Origin of the sequence: Paracoccus sp. R12_2 (assembly GCF_017744015.1) — a bacterium.
In the GTDB taxonomy this organism is placed as follows: Bacteria; Pseudomonadota; Alphaproteobacteria; order Rhodobacterales; family Rhodobacteraceae; genus Paracoccus.
On sequence record NZ_JAGHRA010000019.1, the window covers coordinates 24,926 to 40,819 of the forward strand.

Below are 15,894 nucleotides of genomic sequence, written 5' to 3' on the forward strand. Positions count from 1 at the left end.
GTAAGGGCGCGAGAGCCTGCAAAACGAGGGTGTCATGCAAGATCAATTCCGGAACTTCATCGGCGGAAACTGGGTTGAGGGCGAGGGGGTAAGCGAAAACCGTAGTCCCGCCCGGCCAGACGACCTGATCGGGCTTTATACCAAGTCGTCGCGGGCCGATGTCGAGGCGGCGATAGCTGTTGCTCGCGCGGCGCAACCCGTCTGGGCAGCCGCCACGCCACAGACCCGCGCCGACGTGCTGGCGCGTGCCGGTGCGGCGATCCTGTCGCGTGCTGACGAAATAGGGCGCCTGCTGGCGCGCGAGGAAGGCAAGACGCTGCCCGAGGCGGTTGGCGAGGCCACGCGCGCGGGCCACCTGTTCCAGTTCTTTGCCGGCGAAGCCTTGCGACTGGCGGGCATCAAGATCGACTCGATCCGCCCTGGCGTCGAGGTCGATGTGACCCGAGAGCCTCTTGGCGTGGTCGGGCTGATCACGCCCTGGAATTTTCCCATCGCGATCCCGGCATGGAAGACCGCCCCGGCGCTGGCCGCAGGCAATGCTGTGATCCTGAAGCCGGCCGAGATCACGCCGGGTTGCGCCCATGTCATGGCGCAGATTCTTGACGAAGCGGGTTGCCCGGCCGGGGTTTTCAATTTGGTCATGGGGGCCGGTTCGACCGTCGGGCAGGCGTTGGTGGACAGTCCCGATGTCGCCGCAATCTCTTTCACCGGGTCTGAACGGGTTGGACGCCAGATCGCACTTGGTTGCGCACAGCGGCTGAAAAAGGTGCAGCTTGAGATGGGCGGCAAGAACCCGATGGTGGTTCTGGACGATGCCGATCTGGACGTGGCCGTAGCGTCCTGCCTGAACGGCGCGTTCTTCTCGACGGGACAACGCTGCACCGCCTCATCGCGGCTGATCGTGCAGAAGGGTATTCATGACCGCTTCGTGGAGGCGCTGGACGCCGCGCGCGTGGCATTGCGCATTGGCGATCCGCTGGAGGTCGGAATCCAGATCGGGCCGGTCGTGTCGGAAAACCAGCTTGCCGGAAATCTGGACTATGTCACGCTGGCGGCCAGCGAGGGTTGTGAGGTGCGCGGAGGCGAGCGGCTGGACCGCGACGGCACGTTCCAGATCCCCGCACTGTTTCTGGGAGCACGCAACCAGATGCGTAGCGCGCGAGAAGAGATATTCGGGCCCTGCGCCTCGGTAATTCATGTTGCGGATTTTGACGAGGCGCTTGCGGTCGCGAATGATACGCCCTTCGGCCTGTCCTCTGGTATCTGCACGACCTCATTGAAACACGCGACGGCTTTTCGCAGAGGCTCGACCGCAGGAATGGTGATGGTCAATCTGCCGACGGCGGGGGTGGACTATCATGTGCCTTTCGGCGGTCGCAAGGCATCCAGCGTGGGATCGCGGGAGCAGGGTCCGATGGCGATGGAGTTCTATACCGCTGTCAAGACCGCTTATACTTTGGCTGGTTGAGGCGACGGATCGGATGCAGTTCGGGCTGAAGCTGTTGGAACCATCCATGCAGCGGACCAGAAAAATGGTGGTTTCGAAATGAACCCATTCATCGATGCAATGGCAAGAAAGTTTTTGGCCATTAGGATCGAAAGGTGGTGAGCGGGCTTTCTGGCTACTGGCGGGAACGCCCAACGGCACCAAGGGCAGGAGGTTCGGCGTGACCTCGAAACGAAAGAAGCTCAGCTGGCCAATGCAGGGAGGTGCGTTCGGTCGTGCCTTGCATCGGGGCTGCCTGTGCGATTTTAGGACTATGATATTGCTAGTAATTTACTTGATGTGGTCGGGCGGCTGAGCGATTCTGATCGCACGAAATCTATGCAATTCACCGCCGGAAAGCAGAGCATGGCCCGACCGACCGAGCCGGACACCGACACCCCGCTGACCGGGATTGCCCGGCGCCATTTTCACGGGCTTGAGACACTGGAGACCCGCAACCGCGACGCGCAGGATTTCCACGATGTCGCGGTCTGGGCGATCCGGCACGCCCTCGATAATGCCTATGCCGCCGACTTTGCCGCCGTCACGAAACGAACCGGAGCATGCACATGACCCGCAACACCACTCGCAGCAATGACGCCGCCCTTGCCGCCTTCATCGCGAAGAAGGCGGAGATCGACGCCATGCTGGCCCGGTTGCAGGGTTTCAGCGATGACCATTCCGGCATCGATACCGAGCGGCTGAACTGGAGTGACCTCGGCAGCCTCGAATATCAGGCCCACCTGCTGAAGCAGATCAGCGATTTCGCCTTTGGCGAGCGCGAACACGCCGCCTGACGCCACTGCGGACACCGACCGCTGAGCCCCGTGCGATGCGGGGCCCGCCTCCGTAGAAGCCGACCGCAGCATGCGACGGCAATCCACGGAGCCTTCTATGACGATACTCACCGACACCCAGACCCTGATCCTAACCCGCGCCAGCGCCCGGCCGGGAAATCTTGCGCTGCCGCTGCCCGAGGGGCTGCATGGCGCGGCGGCGAAAATGGCCATCGGCCGGATGATCAAGCTCGGCTGGATCGAAGAGGTCGAGGCCAATCTCCGGCGCGGCGAGCCGCTTTGGCGTGAGACCGGCGATGGACATGGCACCACGCTGATCGCGACCGATACCGGGCTGGACGCCATCGGCATCGACCCGTTGGTGGTCAGGACCATGGCAGGCTTGCGCGATGCGAAGCCCGAGGCCATCGCCGCCGCCCAGCGCCCCGGCACGAAGCTGGCCCAGTTGATCGCCATGTTACAGGCGGAGGGCGGCGCGACCATCGCCGAGATCGCCGAGGCGACGGGCTGGCAGCACCATAGCATCAGGGGCGCCATTTCCGGCTCGCTGAAGAAGAAACTGGGGCTGACGGTGACCTCCGAAAAACTTGCCGAAGGGGGCCGCGTCTATAAGCTGAGCTCTACCTGATCCGGCGCCGCGTCATCCATCCTCCAGCAACTGATGCGCCAGAGTTCGGAGCGCATGCGCCGCAACCAGGGGGACCACGCCATTGCCACAGAGGCGGAGCCGGTCCACCCGGTTGGCCAGCCCATCAGCGCCTCGACGAATAGCGGGTTCAGCGTCCGGCGCTGATTGCAGGTATCGGGTCCAGCCATCGGCGTCGTGAGGACCTGGCGGCCAAGGAGGCCGTTCACCGGCGTGTTCGCCAGCGTCGTTGCCCCGTCCTTGTGATCCCGCGCCGTCGGCGTCATCCACATCTGGCTGGCATGGGTCAGATCGGCCGATTTGCGATTGCCCGCGCTCGGTTTGTTGCCGTCCGTCGCCAGCGGCGTCGTCCATTGCGCCGCCGTTGTCGCGAGGTTCATCCCGTGTTTGCCTGCCGCCTGCGATGGCGTCGGTTTCGTCTGCCGGTTCTCGTTGGCGCTAGCCCGGGGCGTCGCCCAGAGGCGCAAGAATTCCGTCCGGTTCCCGCCGCTCGAGCGGTTGCCAGAGCAGGCGCGCGGGGTCGGCCAGTTCGTCGCAATCGTAGCCCACGATGCATGGCACGGTCCAGCCGAAGCGGGCCATGCTGGCAGCGATGCGGGCGACCTGATCCGCCCCGTGCATCTTCGCATTCCGGGCATAGGGGTGCAGGCGCTCGATTGGCCAGAACTCGATCTGGCGCGGCGCGAAGGCGAGGTCCATGGGGCAGGGTGGTCCTGTGGTGTTGGGTGGCTTCTCGGCGGGTGGATTCCGCTGGCTTCCGGTGGCGGTGGCTTCCGCGAATTGGATCCTGCAGGTGGCTTCCTGGATTCCGCCGGAATCCACCCTGCGGCGGCGCCTAAAGCCTTGTTTTATTGATCGAAACGACGCTCGGTTGGCTCAGGTGGATTCCGGGTGGATTCCCCGGTGAAAATGCCTGGCGCTGGAAATCTTCTGCGCTGCGCCCCCCCGAATACAGATCGCGCCGGGAAGGAACCAAGGCAGGGAGGTAGGGATGGAGGGACAGATCGAAAGAGCGGGTCTGTTCTTCTCGCGCTCGTCTCCGATGCTTGGGTTATGAGGCAACAGGGGCACGAATGTCAACAGGTTTTCGATTCGTTCTTATTGTGGGCATTGCGGACCTTGACGATCAGAGCGGCGAAGTTCGGCTTCGAGCCCAAATACGACGTAAGCTTTGGATTCAGCAAGAGCTCGGACCGTGCCCCGTCCAATCGCTCTCCAGCCCTAAGACGGCTCTTGAACGACGGAGGGCGATCGCCGGCGGTGCCGGCGATCACGGTCTAACTCAGGCAGCTTTTGCAGACTTGAGCGAGGCGTAGAAGGCGCTTTCGAAGTCCATGTAGCCGACGAAGGAGACGGGATCTCCGAATGGGAAAATCTGTGTCGCCCAGAAGCCTCCGAACCCGTTCGCCCGATCGATCCAGTAATACAGGTTCGCGAGCCCCGCCCAGCCCAACGCCCCTGCCGGCCGACCTGTGGGGGCTGCCTCGTCGTTCACCATGAAGCTATAGGACCATGACTTCAAAAGGCCCGGGAAGAACTCGGCGTCGTTCGACAAGGACGGGATCACCCCCGGCAACATGCCGATCTTCTTCTCGCCAAGGTGGTTCTTCTCGGCCATCACCACCGTCTCGGGCTTCAGGACGCGCCCGTTCGGCCCCATGCCGTCGTTCAGCCACATGCGGATGAACTTCATGTAGTCGCCGACCGTGCCGTATAGGCCGTGCCCGCCCATGTGGATCTCGGGCCTATCGGGCAGCTCGAAGTCCATCGGCGTCAGCGAGCCGTCTTCCCCGCGCGCATGCATGTCCGCAAGCCGCTTGCGGAGACTGTCGTTCAACTCGAAGGTCATGTCTTCAATCCCGAGCGGCTCGAAGATCCGACTCTGGAAGACTTCGCCCAGACGCTTGTCGGTGATCCCCTCGACCACCTGCCCGCACCAGTCGATGTTGGTGCCGTATTCCCACTTGTCGCCCGGGTCGAACTGCAAGGGCGTCATCAACGAGGCCTTCGATGCGGTGATGACGCTGGGCTGGCCCTTCTCCTGCGCAAGCCGGTTGTATGTTTTGGAGAAGAAGTCGTATCCAAAGCCGGCGGTATGGAGCAGCAGGTGCTTCGTCGTGATCGGGCGTTTCGGGTCGCGCAGGATCGGCTCGCCGGCGTCGTCGAAGCCGTCGATCACCTTGAGCTTTCCGATATCGGGCGCGTAGTCGCTCGCCGGTGCGTCTAGGTCGAGCTTGCCCTCCTCGACAAGCTGCAACGCGGCCGTCGCGGTGATAGCCTTCGTGGTCGAGAAGATCGCGAAGACGTCGTCGGTGGTCATCGCCGTGTCACCGTCGATCCGGCGGACACCCGCGGCACCTTCGTAGATGTTCTTCTCGCGGTCCGTGACCATCGCCACGACGCCGGGCACGCGTGGATCGGACGTCACGACACCATTCAGGACGGAATCAGCGTTGAATTTGTGGCCCATGGTTTCCTCCCATTCTTTGAAGCCGGTCTTGGGAACGCCCCGTCGCGGGGACAGGGCGGTCTTGTCGTTTGCTGGATTTCAGGCGTCAGCGGGAACGCCGGCTTTGGTCATCGCGAAGGACGGATAGCCGTTCCGGGCCATCTCGTCGCATTTGTCGCGGTACGTGCCGACCCCGCCGGTATAGGACAGGACGCGGCGCGGTTTGCCCGGCACGTTGGACCCAGTGTACCACGAGTTCGTCTTCGCGATCAGCGTGGCATTCGCGGTCTCGTCATGGTGCTTGACCCAGTCGGACTCGCCTTCCTCCGTCGGCTCGATCACGTCGTGGCCGCGCGCCCGCATCGCGCCGATGCACTCCGTGATCCATTCGGTCTGCTGTTGCAGGCAGGTGGGCATGTTGCAGAGCGCGGCTGCAGGCGCGAGCGGCGCGCCGGTCATGAAGAGGTTGGGGAACCCGAACTTCATCAGCCCCATGGTGGTGCGGATGTCCTTGCCCCATTCTTCGGCGAGCTTCATGCCATTGCGGCCGGTGATGTCGATCCGCGCAAGCGCCCCCGAGCCGGCATCGAAGCCCACCGCCATGATGATCGTGTCCACCTCGTAGACGGTGCCGTCCTCCAACCTGACGCCTTCGGGCACGATCTCGGCGATCGGGTTATCACGGACGCTGACCGCCTCGACATTGTCGCGCAGGTAGGTCTCGAGGTAGTGTGTCTCGAGCGGAACGCGGTGTGTGCCGAAGCCGTAGTCTCCCTTTTTCGGCACGAGGATGTCGATCAGCCTCGGATCCTTCAGGCGGGCCCGCATCTTTTCCCGCACGAATTCGGAGATCTCCTCGCTGACCTCTTCGTCGAAGAACATTTCGGCGAAGGAGGCCAGCCAGAGCTTCAGCGATCCGTCCGCATGAATCTCCTCCAGCACCTCGCGGCGCAGCTCGGGCGTCAGGTCGGCCCACGTGTTCTCGAAGGCGTGCTCGAAGCCCGAGAACGTGTGCGGGAGATTGGCCTTCAGTTCGTCGAAGCGATCCTTGTACCATGCCGCTTCACCCGGCCCGTATTTGGGGTTCTTCATCGGCAGTACGTATTGCGGCGTGCGTACGAAGACCGTCAGGTGCTCGACCTCGGGTGCAATGGTCTGGATCACCTGGATGCCGGTCGCCCCGGTGCCGATGACGGCGACGCGCTTGCCTTCGAGGTCGAGACCGCCCTTTGGGTAGCGCCCGGTGTGGACGATCTTGCCCTTGAAGCTGGCCTGCCCGGGGAAGCGGTCCTCCAGCGGAGCGGAAAGCATCCCGGTGCAGCCGATCAGGTAGCGCGCGAGGACGGTATCGCCCTTGTCGGTTTCCACGGTCCAGAGGCCGGTCGTCTCGTCGAAGCTGGCCTTTGTGATCGTGGTCGAGAAGGAAATGTCACGGCGGAGGTCAAGCCGGTCGGCGATGTAGTGCATCCAGCGTTCGATCTCGCGCTGGCCGGGGAACCGTTCGCTCCAGGTCCAGTCCTTGTAGAGGCTTTCGTCGAAAAGATACTGGTATATGTAGGCTTCGCTGTCGAACTTGGCACCCGGGTAACGGTTCCAGTACCAGGTGCCGCCGACGTCTGTCGCGGTGTCGCACGCGTGGACCTTGAGGCCCATTTCGCGAAGCTGGTGCAGCTGATAGAGACCCGCGAAACCAGTTCCGATGACCAATGCATCGAGTTCGGCGGGCACAGGTTTGCGATCCGCCACGGTGGCGGTTTGGTTAGAATCTAGCATGATTTCCTCCGAGCTGGCCGCAACCGCCTCCTGCCGGTCACGGGCTGTGCCGTAGTGTCGAGCCAATCGGTCTTCGTCGCGGCACCCGGTCAGCTTGGCAGTGCTGCAGGTCGCCGATCTTGAACGAACCGCAACCAATCTTTGTATGTTTCTGTCGCCCACTCAGTGCGCGCGGCGACGGAACTCGCCAGGCGGCATGCCAAACTCCGAGGAAAACATGCGCGTGAGGTGGGCCTGGTCGCAGAAGCCGCAATCGGCCGCGATTGCCTTGATCGGCAGTTCGGTGGTGGCCAGCAGGCGACGGGCCCTTTCGAGCCGGCGAGCCTTCACGAAGGCATAGGCCGGCATGTTGAAGCTGCGGCGGAATTGCCGGGCGAAGAGGCAGGGAGTCATATTGAGAGCGTCGGCCATCACCTTGAGGTCGAGCGGCGTTTCAATCTCCGTCTCGATGAACTCAACGATACGCTTTTCCTGCTGAGGGGTCAGGACGCCGGTGCGCTCAGGCTCAAGCTGGCGTACGGAGGCGTAGCGCCGCAGGAGATGAATGATGAGACCGCGTGCCACGGTGTCGACGTAGAGTGAACCGCCCAAAGCGCGGTTTCGTGCTTCGCCGGCAATCGCATCAGCCGCACTCGACATGACCGGGTCGTCCACCCGAAGCACATCGTCGAGGGTGACCTCGCTGACCGCGCAATCCATGACCTCGCTCGCCACCTCGGCGACCATTTCGCCCGAGAGATAAATGTGGGTCACGTCGATCGGCTCGTGCCAGTTCCAGTAGGCCTGCTGCGCCCGCGTCAAAAGCGAAGCCGCGCCCGGTCCCAGAGTTTCCTTCTTCCATCGGCCATCGAAACGACGCTGCATCGGGGTCGTGCCGGTCCTGTAGCTCACGAGCATGAAGTCGCGCATCGCGGGTACGACGACATCTTGGCCTTGGTAGTGATAGGATCTTAACGCGACCCTCTTCCAGTTCTGTCCATCGCTGGCCAGAAGCACCTTTCCCGGAACCCACTCCGGCAATTCCTCAAAGGGAATCAACCCTCCCACCAAGCCGATCCTCCATCTCGACAGTCGTTGGGTTCAAAGTTCTAAGTCGAAAAGCCGATGAAGTCCCTCGGCGGCTACCAATGGCGTTCACATCCTCTCACTCTAGCAAGCGAGATGATTCACCGCTATTCTACTTTCCGCTCAGTTTAAGAAGCGAGGTAAGCATGCAGAGCGCTCGCGAATGTAAGACCTCACTACGCCTGAGCGAAAGCTATTCACACCTTCACTGACCTGGAAAAGTCGCGTGTTTTGCGGGCTGTTAGTTACGCGTGAAGCCAAGAAGCAAACGGCGGCTTCGTCCCGCATTGCGTGAATTTCTGGGCCGTGCAGCGAATGACCGAATGTCTTTGACAGTGCCAACTTATGCCCACGGTTCCCGCTTCGGCATGGCATCCGTCACGTCGATGCTTCGCAGCATGCCACCCGCAAGCAATCCGTCCCGCACCCAGTCCAGCGCCAGCCACCATTGCACGTAATGGCGATGTGCGGCTTCGATCTGCTCGGGATGCGGTGACCAGGCGACGGGACAGGCGCGCAGCTCGACGGTTCGCCACTTGCCGCGTGATTGCACCCGAAGGGTCCCGACCGCGATGGTCACCGAGCGGGTGCCATGCTGGTTGCGCTTCATCTCAACCGGCACGCAGCGGGGCACGGCGCCGGGCATCCAGTCCGGGGTCATCCCAGCGCGGGCCAGCTCGGCGATGCGGATGGCCATGCGCAACCCGCCGAGCGGCGTCGGCAGGTTCGCCACACAGGCGGCGATGACCTCGGCATCCTCGTGGGTAGAGCTGTCCGGCTTGTAGCGACCGCCGTCGATCCGGCAGCCCAGCGCGGCGCGCTGCATCAGCACGTATTCGAGGCCGAAGCCCGGGCTGCCGTCTCTTTCTGGATCGGGCGGCTCGGGCAGTTCCAGCCGGGCCCTCTCGGTGCGAAAGGCCCATTCCAGGGCCTGCTGGATGCCCAGCGCGCGTTTCGTGCGGGCAGATCGGTTTGGGAAGCGAGCATGTGCGGTCATGCGACACCTCGTGCCTTGAGGCGTTCCGCCGTGACTAGGCCACGCTCCAGCATGGCATTGCGCACGGTGTTGGAGATGGCGTTGGAGGGCAGGTAGCCATCGCCGTTCACCAGCCCGGCGTAGAAATCCGCGATCGCGTCCATGCTGGCGCGCGGCGTGTCGGAAGGCTTGCGGCCGCGCTTGCGGCGCTTGTCGCCCTCGGCTGGTTTCGGGGCCCCGACAGTCCGTGCCGCCCGCTCCATGGTCCTGTCCAGTGCCCTCGGCCCGTCCGGTGGTTCGGGGTGCGTGCTGCGGCTGTTCCGGGCCACAGCGACAATCCGCTCCTCGGTCAGCCCGAGATCGGTGATCCAGCGGCGAACGTGCTCGCGGGGCGGCCAGCCCTGCCACCAGCCGGGGAGACTGGCCTTGGTGTCAAAACCGAGCGCGTCGAGCAGCCTTCCGAAAAATTCCTCAAATCGATCATCGCGCGCTCGCGCGCCCTCCTCCTCCTTTACTGGTTCCCTTAAAGGTTCTCTTACAGGGTTAGTCTCCGAATTTCGGAGATGGAAACCGGCCAAACTCGGAGATGGCTTTGGCGATTTTTCGGAGATGGCCCCATCTCCGGAATCCGGACATGGATCGCCGCTGTCACCATCGTCACCGGCGTCGGAACCGCCGTCGTCGCCTTCGTTCAACGGATCGGGGAACCTGTCTTCAAAGCCGAGGATGTATCGGGTCGCCTGCCGCCGATGCGTCTGCGGATCGTGGCAGCGGAGGCGGTGGATCAGCCGGGCGTCCTCCAGCGCCCGGAGATGATCGTTCAGGGATGAGACCGACATCTCGCAATCCACCGCCAGCCGCGCTTGCGTCGGAAAGCAGCCGAAATCGGGATTGTGCCGGTCGCAGAGATGCCAGAGCACGATCTTGGTCGCGGGCTTCAGCCCCCGCTGCTGGATCGCCCAGTTGGTCGCGAAATGGCTCATGCGTGGGCCCTCCGGCGGGGGTTCAACGCCTGGACGCGGGTGGTGATACCGTGATCGGCCAGAGCACCCAGCGCGTCCTCGACCGAGCGGATCAACGCCCAGCCGAAACCCTGGGCCTGCACCCTGTCCCGGAAGTCGCGCTGGGCGGGGCTGAGACGGCCAGATTGGCTCTTCACCTCCAGAAACAGCACCCGGCCTCCGGTCAGGATGATCAGATCGGCAAAGCCCGGAAACACACCCATGCCAGTCAGGATGGCCTGCCGCTGGCGTGCGGCCTTGCCACCGCTGCCAACCTCATTGGCGGAATGGTGGATGATGGCCTCACGCGGCAGCACGACGCGGAGGGTGTGAACGATGGCGCGCTGGATATCGGCCTCGGGTGTCCGACGGGTCATGCCTCACCGCCTTTCGGCTTCCGGGTCGACACGGCGATCAGCGGACCGGCCAGTGCCAGGGCTTCGCGGCGTTCCTGCGGATCCGGGCTGTGGGCGGCGATGGCGCGACAGGCGAGGATGATCAGGCTGTCCGGGTGGTGGACGAAATCGGCGACGATGCCGCGGGCCTCAGAGAGGCGCTGGGCGGGCCAGTCTCCGGAGCAGGGCGCCGCAGGCGTGCTGTTGCAGTTGGTGTCGCGGATTGGGCTCATGGCGTTCATTTCCGCCCCCGTGCCTTGCTGGATTTCGCTTCGGCGACCCGCGGCATTTCCTGCGACTGCAGCCAGTCCTGCACCACGCTCATCCGATAGAAGATCTTGCGACCGGCGCGGACGCAGGCGGGGCCCTTCCGCCGCCGCTCCCAACGCCCCAGCGTGTCTACCGTCAGGCCCAGCTCCTGGGCCAGATCGTAGCGGCTGATCCAGCCACGTAGCAGGCGCGGTTCAATTCCGGGATCTGCACTCATGGGTTGTGTCATGCTCTTGCCTCCTTCTCGCATCGCCCGGCCCACGAACAGCGAACCCGGCGGCTGACGGGGAGAAGAACAATCACATCGGATCGACCGGCGGGGAGGCGGAAGGTGGCGTAATTGCCGGGAAGTTATGCCGCCCCATGTTTTGCTGGGTTTGACGCAGTTCGCGGCCAATCAGCGTGAGCCGGTGCCGGGTCTGAATGCCGTCGAATGCGGTCGAAACCACAACCGGCGGAATTGATTATGCCGGTTGCCGCTAACAGGATCAGCGCCTGCTGCGAGAAGAACATGTCAAGAACAAAGACTCGCTTTTCCACAATGAAATCGGCTGGACAAGTCGCGTCCCGGTGGTGAACAAAGCGGCCCAATCACGCCGGATGCGGTCGAGCGACGCGGGTTTTTTCAGAGCCCGTGATCGGGAGAGATGTGCCTGCATGATCGGAAAATGAAGCAGGCGCGTGGGCTTGGGGGAAGGGTGGCCAGCGCCAACGAATAAAGGGAGATGAGGCAGACATGCCATTGCCGCAACGTGCATTTTACACGGTCCAGGAGGCCGCGCTCCGATGGGATTGTACATTGGGCGGGCTCGCAGGATGGGCCGCGTCCGGACGGCTGGAGATTGTGACAGCGATACGGCCGGTGATTCAGGGCGGCCACATCCATGCTGGCTTCGTCGCCGTGCCGGTGTCGGATATTCTGGACCTGTTCTGGCCCGGTGACGGCACGACCGGAAGGATAACGCTTCGGCGTTTTCGCCCGGTTGAGGGTGAGGATTGGGTGCTGATCGAAAATCCTGCGGATTTCGTTGAGGTTCGTCTTTCTCGTCTGATGATTGCCGCCGAGGAGATGCAGCGCTTCGAGACCGCGAACGGGCTGATGCGACGCGTCAGCAGCGGTGCCCCGTCACGCCATGACTGGGAGGGCGTCCTGGCCTACCTGATCCGGCGCGTTCATGTTGAGGGTGTGCCTGCAACGCAGGGCGAATGGACTGCCATCGCGCTCGACTGGTTCGCGCAGCATTCCGAAGATGGCGAGGTTCCCGACGAAAGCACGATCCGCCGCAGGCTCGGGCCGGTCTGGAAGTCGTTGCAGGAGACGGTGTAGGGCAGGGCGTTGACCGCCCAGCGCGGCGGCGATCTGAGTGATCAGGCGCTTCTGCGCGCCTGTTCCTCAGTATCATGAACCAGCACCGGCTTCGGCCAGAACGCGCTGGCCACGGCATCGACCCCGGCGCGCAGGGGCGAATCGATCAGATGGGCATAGCGCGCGGTGGTCTGGGTCTGGCTGTGGCCCAGTAGCTTGCCGATCATTTCCAGCGAGGCGCCGCCGCTGACCAGTAGCGAAGCAAAGGTGTGGCGCAGGTCGTGGATGCGGACATCCTCGATGCCGACCTGCTTCTGGATCTGCTTCCAGAACCGGCGGATTTCCTTCACCGGCTCGCCGGGGACATCGCCCGGGAACAGCAGCGGGCAGCCGCGTGGGACCAGCAACTGGCGCTGGCGCACGATGGCGGCGGCTTCATCCGAGATCGGCAGCCGGTGGATCTTCCGCTGCTTGGTCATGCTGGCGGGCTTCGACCAGCTGAGATGTTCGAGGTTGAAATGCTCGAACCGGGCCTGCCTGACCTCGCCCACGCGCGCGCCGGTCAGCATGCAGAGCCGGATGATATCCGCCGCGCGGCGATCCTCGGCTGCGTCCAGCGCCGCAGCGAGCTTGCGGATTTCCTCCTGTGAGAGAAACCGCTCGCGCGGATTCTCGATCCGGCGGCGGAAGCCCGAGGCCGGGTTATCCTCGCGCCAGCCCCAGCTCTGTGCATAGGTGAACATCTTGCGAAGCACCTCGCCGACGCGATTGGCGCGGATGGGCGTGGGCTTCGATCCCTGTAGCTTGCGGGCCCGGTTGTTGGGCTTGGCCTTGTGCGGCCGGACGCGGCCCTCGGCGATGCGGTTCAGCAGCTTTTCCACGTCGTAAGGCGTGATCTCGGTCACGAGACGGTTGTTCCAGTCCGGCCCGACGCGTTTGGTCAGCATCGAACGCTGGTCAGAGGCATTGGTCTTGGCGAGGTTCGGCAGATGCACCTCGGCATAGCGCGCGATCAGATCCTTCACCCGAGGCGCCTCCCGCCAGTCCTCCTTCGCGCCCAGCGGATCGCCACCGGCGTCGATGTCACGCCGCAACTCCTTGGCCCGCTCCCGTGCCGCTGCCGTTGACCATTCCGGCCAGCGCCCCAGCGTCATGCGCCGCTGCCGCCCGGCATGGCGGTAATCCAGCGTGAAGGCCCGGTTGCCGGATCGGTAGATGCAGATCGCAAATCCCCGCACCTCGCTGTCGAAGATCTGATAGTCCCGACCCGGTTGCGGCGCCGCCTCCCGCACCGATTTCTCGTTCAACCTCAATCGCTTCACCATGCCCGGCGCCTCCTTCTTGCATCCCACACAAGGCTCAGCCTCGCGCGCATGGCAAGTCATACATCGCACACCAGACCGGCAGGGAGGCGGAAAGGGGCGGAAGTCGGAGGGAAGGGTGCCGGGCAAATGGGAATGTTCTGGAGCGGGTAATATGAGGCGGGCGCTTCTGACGCTGAGTCATAGCGCCGGCCTAGTGCAAATCTACTCGGCAAGTTCGCGCATTACCTTGATCAGGTCGGACTTCCCTTCGAATCCAATGCCGGGCAGTTCAGGCATCACGATATGGCCGTTCTCGACTTTCACGCCATCCGGAAAACCACCATAGGGCTGGAACAGATCCGGATAACTTTCATTGCCGCCAAGGCCAAGGCCAGCAGCGATATTCAGTGACATCTGGTGGCCACCATGAGGAATGCAACGCGAGGGCGACCAGCCCAGTTGATCCAGCACATCCAGCGTCCGCAGATATTCGACCAGCCCGTAAGACAGCGCGCAGTCGAATTGCAGCCAGTCGCGATCCGGGCGCATCCCGCCATATCGGATCAGGTTACGAGCATCCTGATGCGAGAACAGATTCTCGCCCGTCGCCATCGGGCCGGGATAGAACTCGGCCATCGCCGCCTGAAGCTGATAATCCAGCGGGTCGCCGATCTCTTCGTACCAGAACAGCGGATATTGGCGCAGCATCTTGGCATAGGCGATGGCCGTTTCCAGATCGAAGCGGCCATTCGCATCGACCGCAAGCTGCGCCTGATCGCCGATCTCGTCCAGCACCGCGTCGATCCGGCGCTGATCTTCGTCCAAGGGCGCGCCGCCGATTTTCATTTTCACCACGTTATAGCCGCGATCCAAATAGCCGCGCATTTCCTTGCGCAACGCGCTGTCGTCCTTGCCGGGGTAATAGTATCCGCCGGCAGCATAGACGAAGACGCGCGGATCGGCCTGAACGCCCTTGCGGTCGGCCAGCAGGCGGAACAGGGGCTTTTCCTCGATCTTCGCGATGGCGTCCCAGACAGCCATGTCGATGGTGCCGACCGCGACCGAGCGTTCGCCATGCCCGCCCGGCTTTTCGTTCTGCATCATTGCAGCCCATATCTTGTGGCCGTCCAGATTGGTGCCTTCGCAATTCATCAGCGAGGCTGGATCGGCTTCCAGTATCCGGTCGCGGAAGCGCTCGCGGATCAGCCCGCCCTGACCGTATCGCCCGTTCGAGTTGAAGCCGTATCCCACGACCCGCCGCCCGTCGCGCACCACATCCGTGACCACGGCGACAAGGCTGGCGGTCATCTTGCTGAAATCGATATAGGCGTTGCGGATGGGGGAAGAGATCGGCTTGGTCACTTCCCGAATGTCGACGATACGCATATGCGGCCCTTTCTGAGGCAAAGATTCCGGTCCAGAGTTGACGCGAAGCTAAGCGATCAGGGGCGGGCAGGGCCAATGCCGATTGCGCGGTTATTCATGCTAGAAAGGTATTAATTCCACGCCAGCACCTTCTGCCAGAACGCCTCGCCATGCGGCGAAAGTCGCGACCGGGGGCGATAGATCGCGATTTCGACGGGGATATGATCCGCCGGCCCGCCCGCCTGGATCAGGTGCCCTGCCTGCATGTCGCCTTCGGCAAGCGAGGCCGGAAGAAAGGCGATGCCATGGCCCGCCTTTGCCATTTCCATATTCGTGGCCGCCAGAATCGAGCTCATCGCCGGGGCCATATCGGGGCGGCCGTGGCGCGCCCAATGCGCATCGATAATGGAGTGAAGGCCGGATGCAGGGCCATAGGCGATGACCGGCGCACCTGCATCGCCAAGCCGCCAGCGCGGCCGGCCCGACACATCCGACGCGGATAGCGGGACCAGATCGTCGCGTCCGATGACTTGCGAAAGGAACTGGCGTTCCGGCAGGATCGGCGCGCCGGACATACCGCGATGGCAGATGAAGAAGCTCGCCTCGGCCCGCTGCATCAGCAGCAGACATTGGCGCTGCGTGTCGGATACCATGTTCAGCGCGCCGAATTCGGCGGGGTCCGCGACTTGCATCAGCCAACGCGGAATGAAGGTGTAAGACAGCGCATGTGTCGCCGCCAGGTTCAGGCTGCGCGCGGCGCGGCCCGCGGTCTCCAACGCTTCGGCGCGGGCATCGGCAAGCTGGCGGATGATGGCGGCGGCGCGCGGATGGAAGGCCGCGCCCGCAGGCGTCAGTGCGACCTGCCGGGTGGTGCGCGTGACTAGCGGGGTCTGCATCGCGTCTTCCAACGCGCGGATGCGGCGGCTGAAGGCGGGCTGGGTCATGTTGCGATTGGCCGCCGCGCGCGAGAAATTCATCTCTCGCGCAAGTTCCAGAAAATCCTCCAGCAGGGCCAGATCCATCGGCACACCCCCTGACATATGCATAATCGGCATGGAAGC

At 63.4% G+C, this 15,894-nt stretch carries 17 protein-coding genes and 1 pseudogene; 5 read left to right on the forward strand and 13 right to left on the reverse strand.

Features of this window, described 5'->3' with window-relative positions:
• Positions 1-34 precede the first annotated feature (34 nt).
• The 4 genes from J7359_RS17525 to J7359_RS17540 all read left to right on the forward strand — a co-directional run bounded on the left by J7359_RS17525 (position 35) and on the right by J7359_RS17540 (position 2,911).
• Entirely contained in the window at positions 35-1,468 is a 1,434-nt protein-coding gene (locus J7359_RS17525; protein ID WP_209058517.1) for an aldehyde dehydrogenase family protein, read from the forward strand.
• Positions 1,469-1,852: 384 nt separating this feature from the next.
• A complete protein-coding gene (locus tag J7359_RS17530; protein WP_209058519.1) occupies positions 1,853-2,059 on the forward strand; it encodes a hypothetical protein in 207 nt (68 codons plus the stop codon).
• Positions 2,056-2,283, forward strand: coding sequence for a hypothetical protein (locus tag J7359_RS17535; RefSeq protein ID WP_209058521.1), 228 nt, complete (start codon positions 2,056-2,058; stop codon positions 2,281-2,283). Before J7359_RS17530 ends, J7359_RS17535 begins: the two co-directional genes overlap by 4 nt.
• A 97-nt stretch (positions 2,284-2,380) precedes the next feature.
• Complete coding sequence (locus J7359_RS17540) at positions 2,381-2,911, forward strand: DUF3489 domain-containing protein (RefSeq protein WP_209058522.1); 531 nt, start codon at positions 2,381-2,383, stop codon at positions 2,909-2,911.
• Here the strand turns inward: J7359_RS17540 and J7359_RS17545 are convergent.
• The 10 genes and pseudogenes from J7359_RS17545 to J7359_RS17590 all read right to left on the reverse strand — a co-directional run bounded on the left by J7359_RS17545 (position 2,890) and on the right by J7359_RS17590 (position 11,087).
• On the reverse strand, positions 2,890-3,309 hold the full coding sequence (locus J7359_RS17545) for a hypothetical protein (RefSeq protein WP_209058524.1): 420 nt from the start codon (positions 3,307-3,309) through the stop codon (positions 2,890-2,892). The genes J7359_RS17540 and J7359_RS17545 overlap by 22 nt on opposite strands.
• A gap of 166 nt (positions 3,310-3,475) precedes the next feature.
• Positions 3,476-3,628 (reverse strand): annotated as a pseudogene (locus J7359_RS17550) (DNA methylase); the annotation flags it as partial.
• A 583-nt stretch (positions 3,629-4,211) separates the two neighbouring features.
• Positions 4,212-5,339, reverse strand: a complete 1,128-nt coding sequence (locus tag J7359_RS17555) for a serine hydrolase domain-containing protein (protein ID WP_348524414.1) — start codon at positions 5,337-5,339, stop codon at positions 4,212-4,214.
• A gap of 138 nt (positions 5,340-5,477) precedes the next feature.
• Positions 5,478-7,217: an NAD(P)/FAD-dependent oxidoreductase gene (locus J7359_RS17560; RefSeq protein ID WP_247740499.1), complete on the reverse strand. Its 1,740-nt coding sequence runs from the start codon at positions 7,215-7,217 to the stop codon at positions 5,478-5,480.
• 96 nt (positions 7,218-7,313) lie between these two features.
• Complete coding sequence (locus J7359_RS17565) at positions 7,314-8,198, reverse strand: AraC family transcriptional regulator (RefSeq protein WP_209058528.1); 885 nt, start codon at positions 8,196-8,198, stop codon at positions 7,314-7,316.
• Positions 8,199-8,559: 361 nt separating this feature from the next.
• Positions 8,560-9,213: a hypothetical protein gene (locus J7359_RS17570; protein WP_209058529.1), complete on the reverse strand. Its 654-nt coding sequence runs from the start codon at positions 9,211-9,213 to the stop codon at positions 8,560-8,562.
• Positions 9,210-10,175, reverse strand: coding sequence for a helix-turn-helix domain-containing protein (locus tag J7359_RS17575; RefSeq protein WP_209058531.1), 966 nt, complete (start codon positions 10,173-10,175; stop codon positions 9,210-9,212). The genes J7359_RS17570 and J7359_RS17575 overlap by 4 nt, the downstream gene beginning before the upstream one ends.
• Complete coding sequence (locus J7359_RS17580; protein WP_209058535.1) at positions 10,172-10,570, reverse strand: VRR-NUC domain-containing protein; 399 nt, start codon at positions 10,568-10,570, stop codon at positions 10,172-10,174. Before J7359_RS17580 ends, J7359_RS17575 begins: the two co-directional genes overlap by 4 nt.
• Complete coding sequence (locus J7359_RS17585) at positions 10,567-10,830, reverse strand: hypothetical protein (RefSeq protein WP_209058537.1); 264 nt, start codon at positions 10,828-10,830, stop codon at positions 10,567-10,569. Before J7359_RS17585 ends, J7359_RS17580 begins: the two co-directional genes overlap by 4 nt.
• The gene (locus J7359_RS17590) at positions 10,827-11,087 is read right to left on the reverse strand and encodes a helix-turn-helix transcriptional regulator (protein WP_209058539.1); all 261 of its coding nucleotides are present in this window, start codon (positions 11,085-11,087) and stop codon (positions 10,827-10,829) included. The genes J7359_RS17585 and J7359_RS17590 overlap by 4 nt, the downstream gene beginning before the upstream one ends.
• A gap of 615 nt (positions 11,088-11,702) precedes the next feature.
• Between J7359_RS17590 and J7359_RS17595 the strand changes: the two genes are divergently transcribed.
• On the forward strand, positions 11,703-12,185 hold the full coding sequence (locus J7359_RS17595) for a hypothetical protein (RefSeq protein WP_348524415.1): 483 nt from the start codon (positions 11,703-11,705) through the stop codon (positions 12,183-12,185).
• 41 nt (positions 12,186-12,226) lie between these two features.
• Here J7359_RS17595 and J7359_RS17600 read toward each other — a convergent pair whose 3' ends face one another.
• The 3 genes from J7359_RS17600 to J7359_RS17610 all read right to left on the reverse strand — a co-directional run bounded on the left by J7359_RS17600 (position 12,227) and on the right by J7359_RS17610 (position 15,888).
• Positions 12,227-13,489, reverse strand: coding sequence for a site-specific integrase (locus J7359_RS17600; protein ID WP_209058543.1), 1,263 nt, complete (start codon positions 13,487-13,489; stop codon positions 12,227-12,229).
• Between the two features lie 201 nt (positions 13,490-13,690).
• A complete protein-coding gene (locus J7359_RS17605) occupies positions 13,691-14,854 on the reverse strand; it encodes a mandelate racemase/muconate lactonizing enzyme family protein (RefSeq protein ID WP_209058545.1) in 1,164 nt (387 codons plus the stop codon).
• A gap of 110 nt (positions 14,855-14,964) precedes the next feature.
• Positions 14,965-15,888: a LysR family transcriptional regulator gene (locus tag J7359_RS17610; RefSeq protein WP_209058547.1), complete on the reverse strand. Its 924-nt coding sequence runs from the start codon at positions 15,886-15,888 to the stop codon at positions 14,965-14,967.
• Between the last annotated feature and the right edge of the window lie 6 nt (positions 15,889-15,894).

Bases quoted from the DNA above. Each gene is read 5' to 3' on its own strand.
- J7359_RS17525 (WP_209058517.1), top strand. From the start codon at position 35: ATGCAAGATCAATTCCGGAACTTCATCGGCGGAAACTGGGTTGAGGGC.
- J7359_RS17530 (WP_209058519.1), top strand. From the start codon at position 1,853: ATGGCCCGACCGACCGAGCCGGACACCGACACCCCGCTGACCGGGATT.
- J7359_RS17535 (WP_209058521.1), top strand. From the start codon at position 2,056: ATGACCCGCAACACCACTCGCAGCAATGACGCCGCCCTTGCCGCCTTC.
- J7359_RS17540 (WP_209058522.1), top strand. From the start codon at position 2,381: ATGACGATACTCACCGACACCCAGACCCTGATCCTAACCCGCGCCAGC.
- J7359_RS17545 (WP_209058524.1), bottom strand. From the start codon at position 3,309: ATGAACCTCGCGACAACGGCGGCGCAATGGACGACGCCGCTGGCGACG.
- J7359_RS17570 (WP_209058529.1), bottom strand. From the start codon at position 9,213: ATGACCGCACATGCTCGCTTCCCAAACCGATCTGCCCGCACGAAACGC.
- J7359_RS17575 (WP_209058531.1), bottom strand. From the start codon at position 10,175: ATGAGCCATTTCGCGACCAACTGGGCGATCCAGCAGCGGGGGCTGAAG.
- J7359_RS17580 (WP_209058535.1), bottom strand. From the start codon at position 10,570: ATGACCCGTCGGACACCCGAGGCCGATATCCAGCGCGCCATCGTTCAC.
- J7359_RS17585 (WP_209058537.1), bottom strand. From the start codon at position 10,830: ATGAACGCCATGAGCCCAATCCGCGACACCAACTGCAACAGCACGCCT.
- J7359_RS17590 (WP_209058539.1), bottom strand. From the start codon at position 11,087: ATGACACAACCCATGAGTGCAGATCCCGGAATTGAACCGCGCCTGCTA.
- J7359_RS17600 (WP_209058543.1), bottom strand. From the start codon at position 13,489: ATGGTGAAGCGATTGAGGTTGAACGAGAAATCGGTGCGGGAGGCGGCG.
- J7359_RS17605 (WP_209058545.1), bottom strand. From the start codon at position 14,854: ATGCGTATCGTCGACATTCGGGAAGTGACCAAGCCGATCTCTTCCCCC.
- J7359_RS17610 (WP_209058547.1), bottom strand. From the start codon at position 15,888: ATGCCGATTATGCATATGTCAGGGGGTGTGCCGATGGATCTGGCCCTG.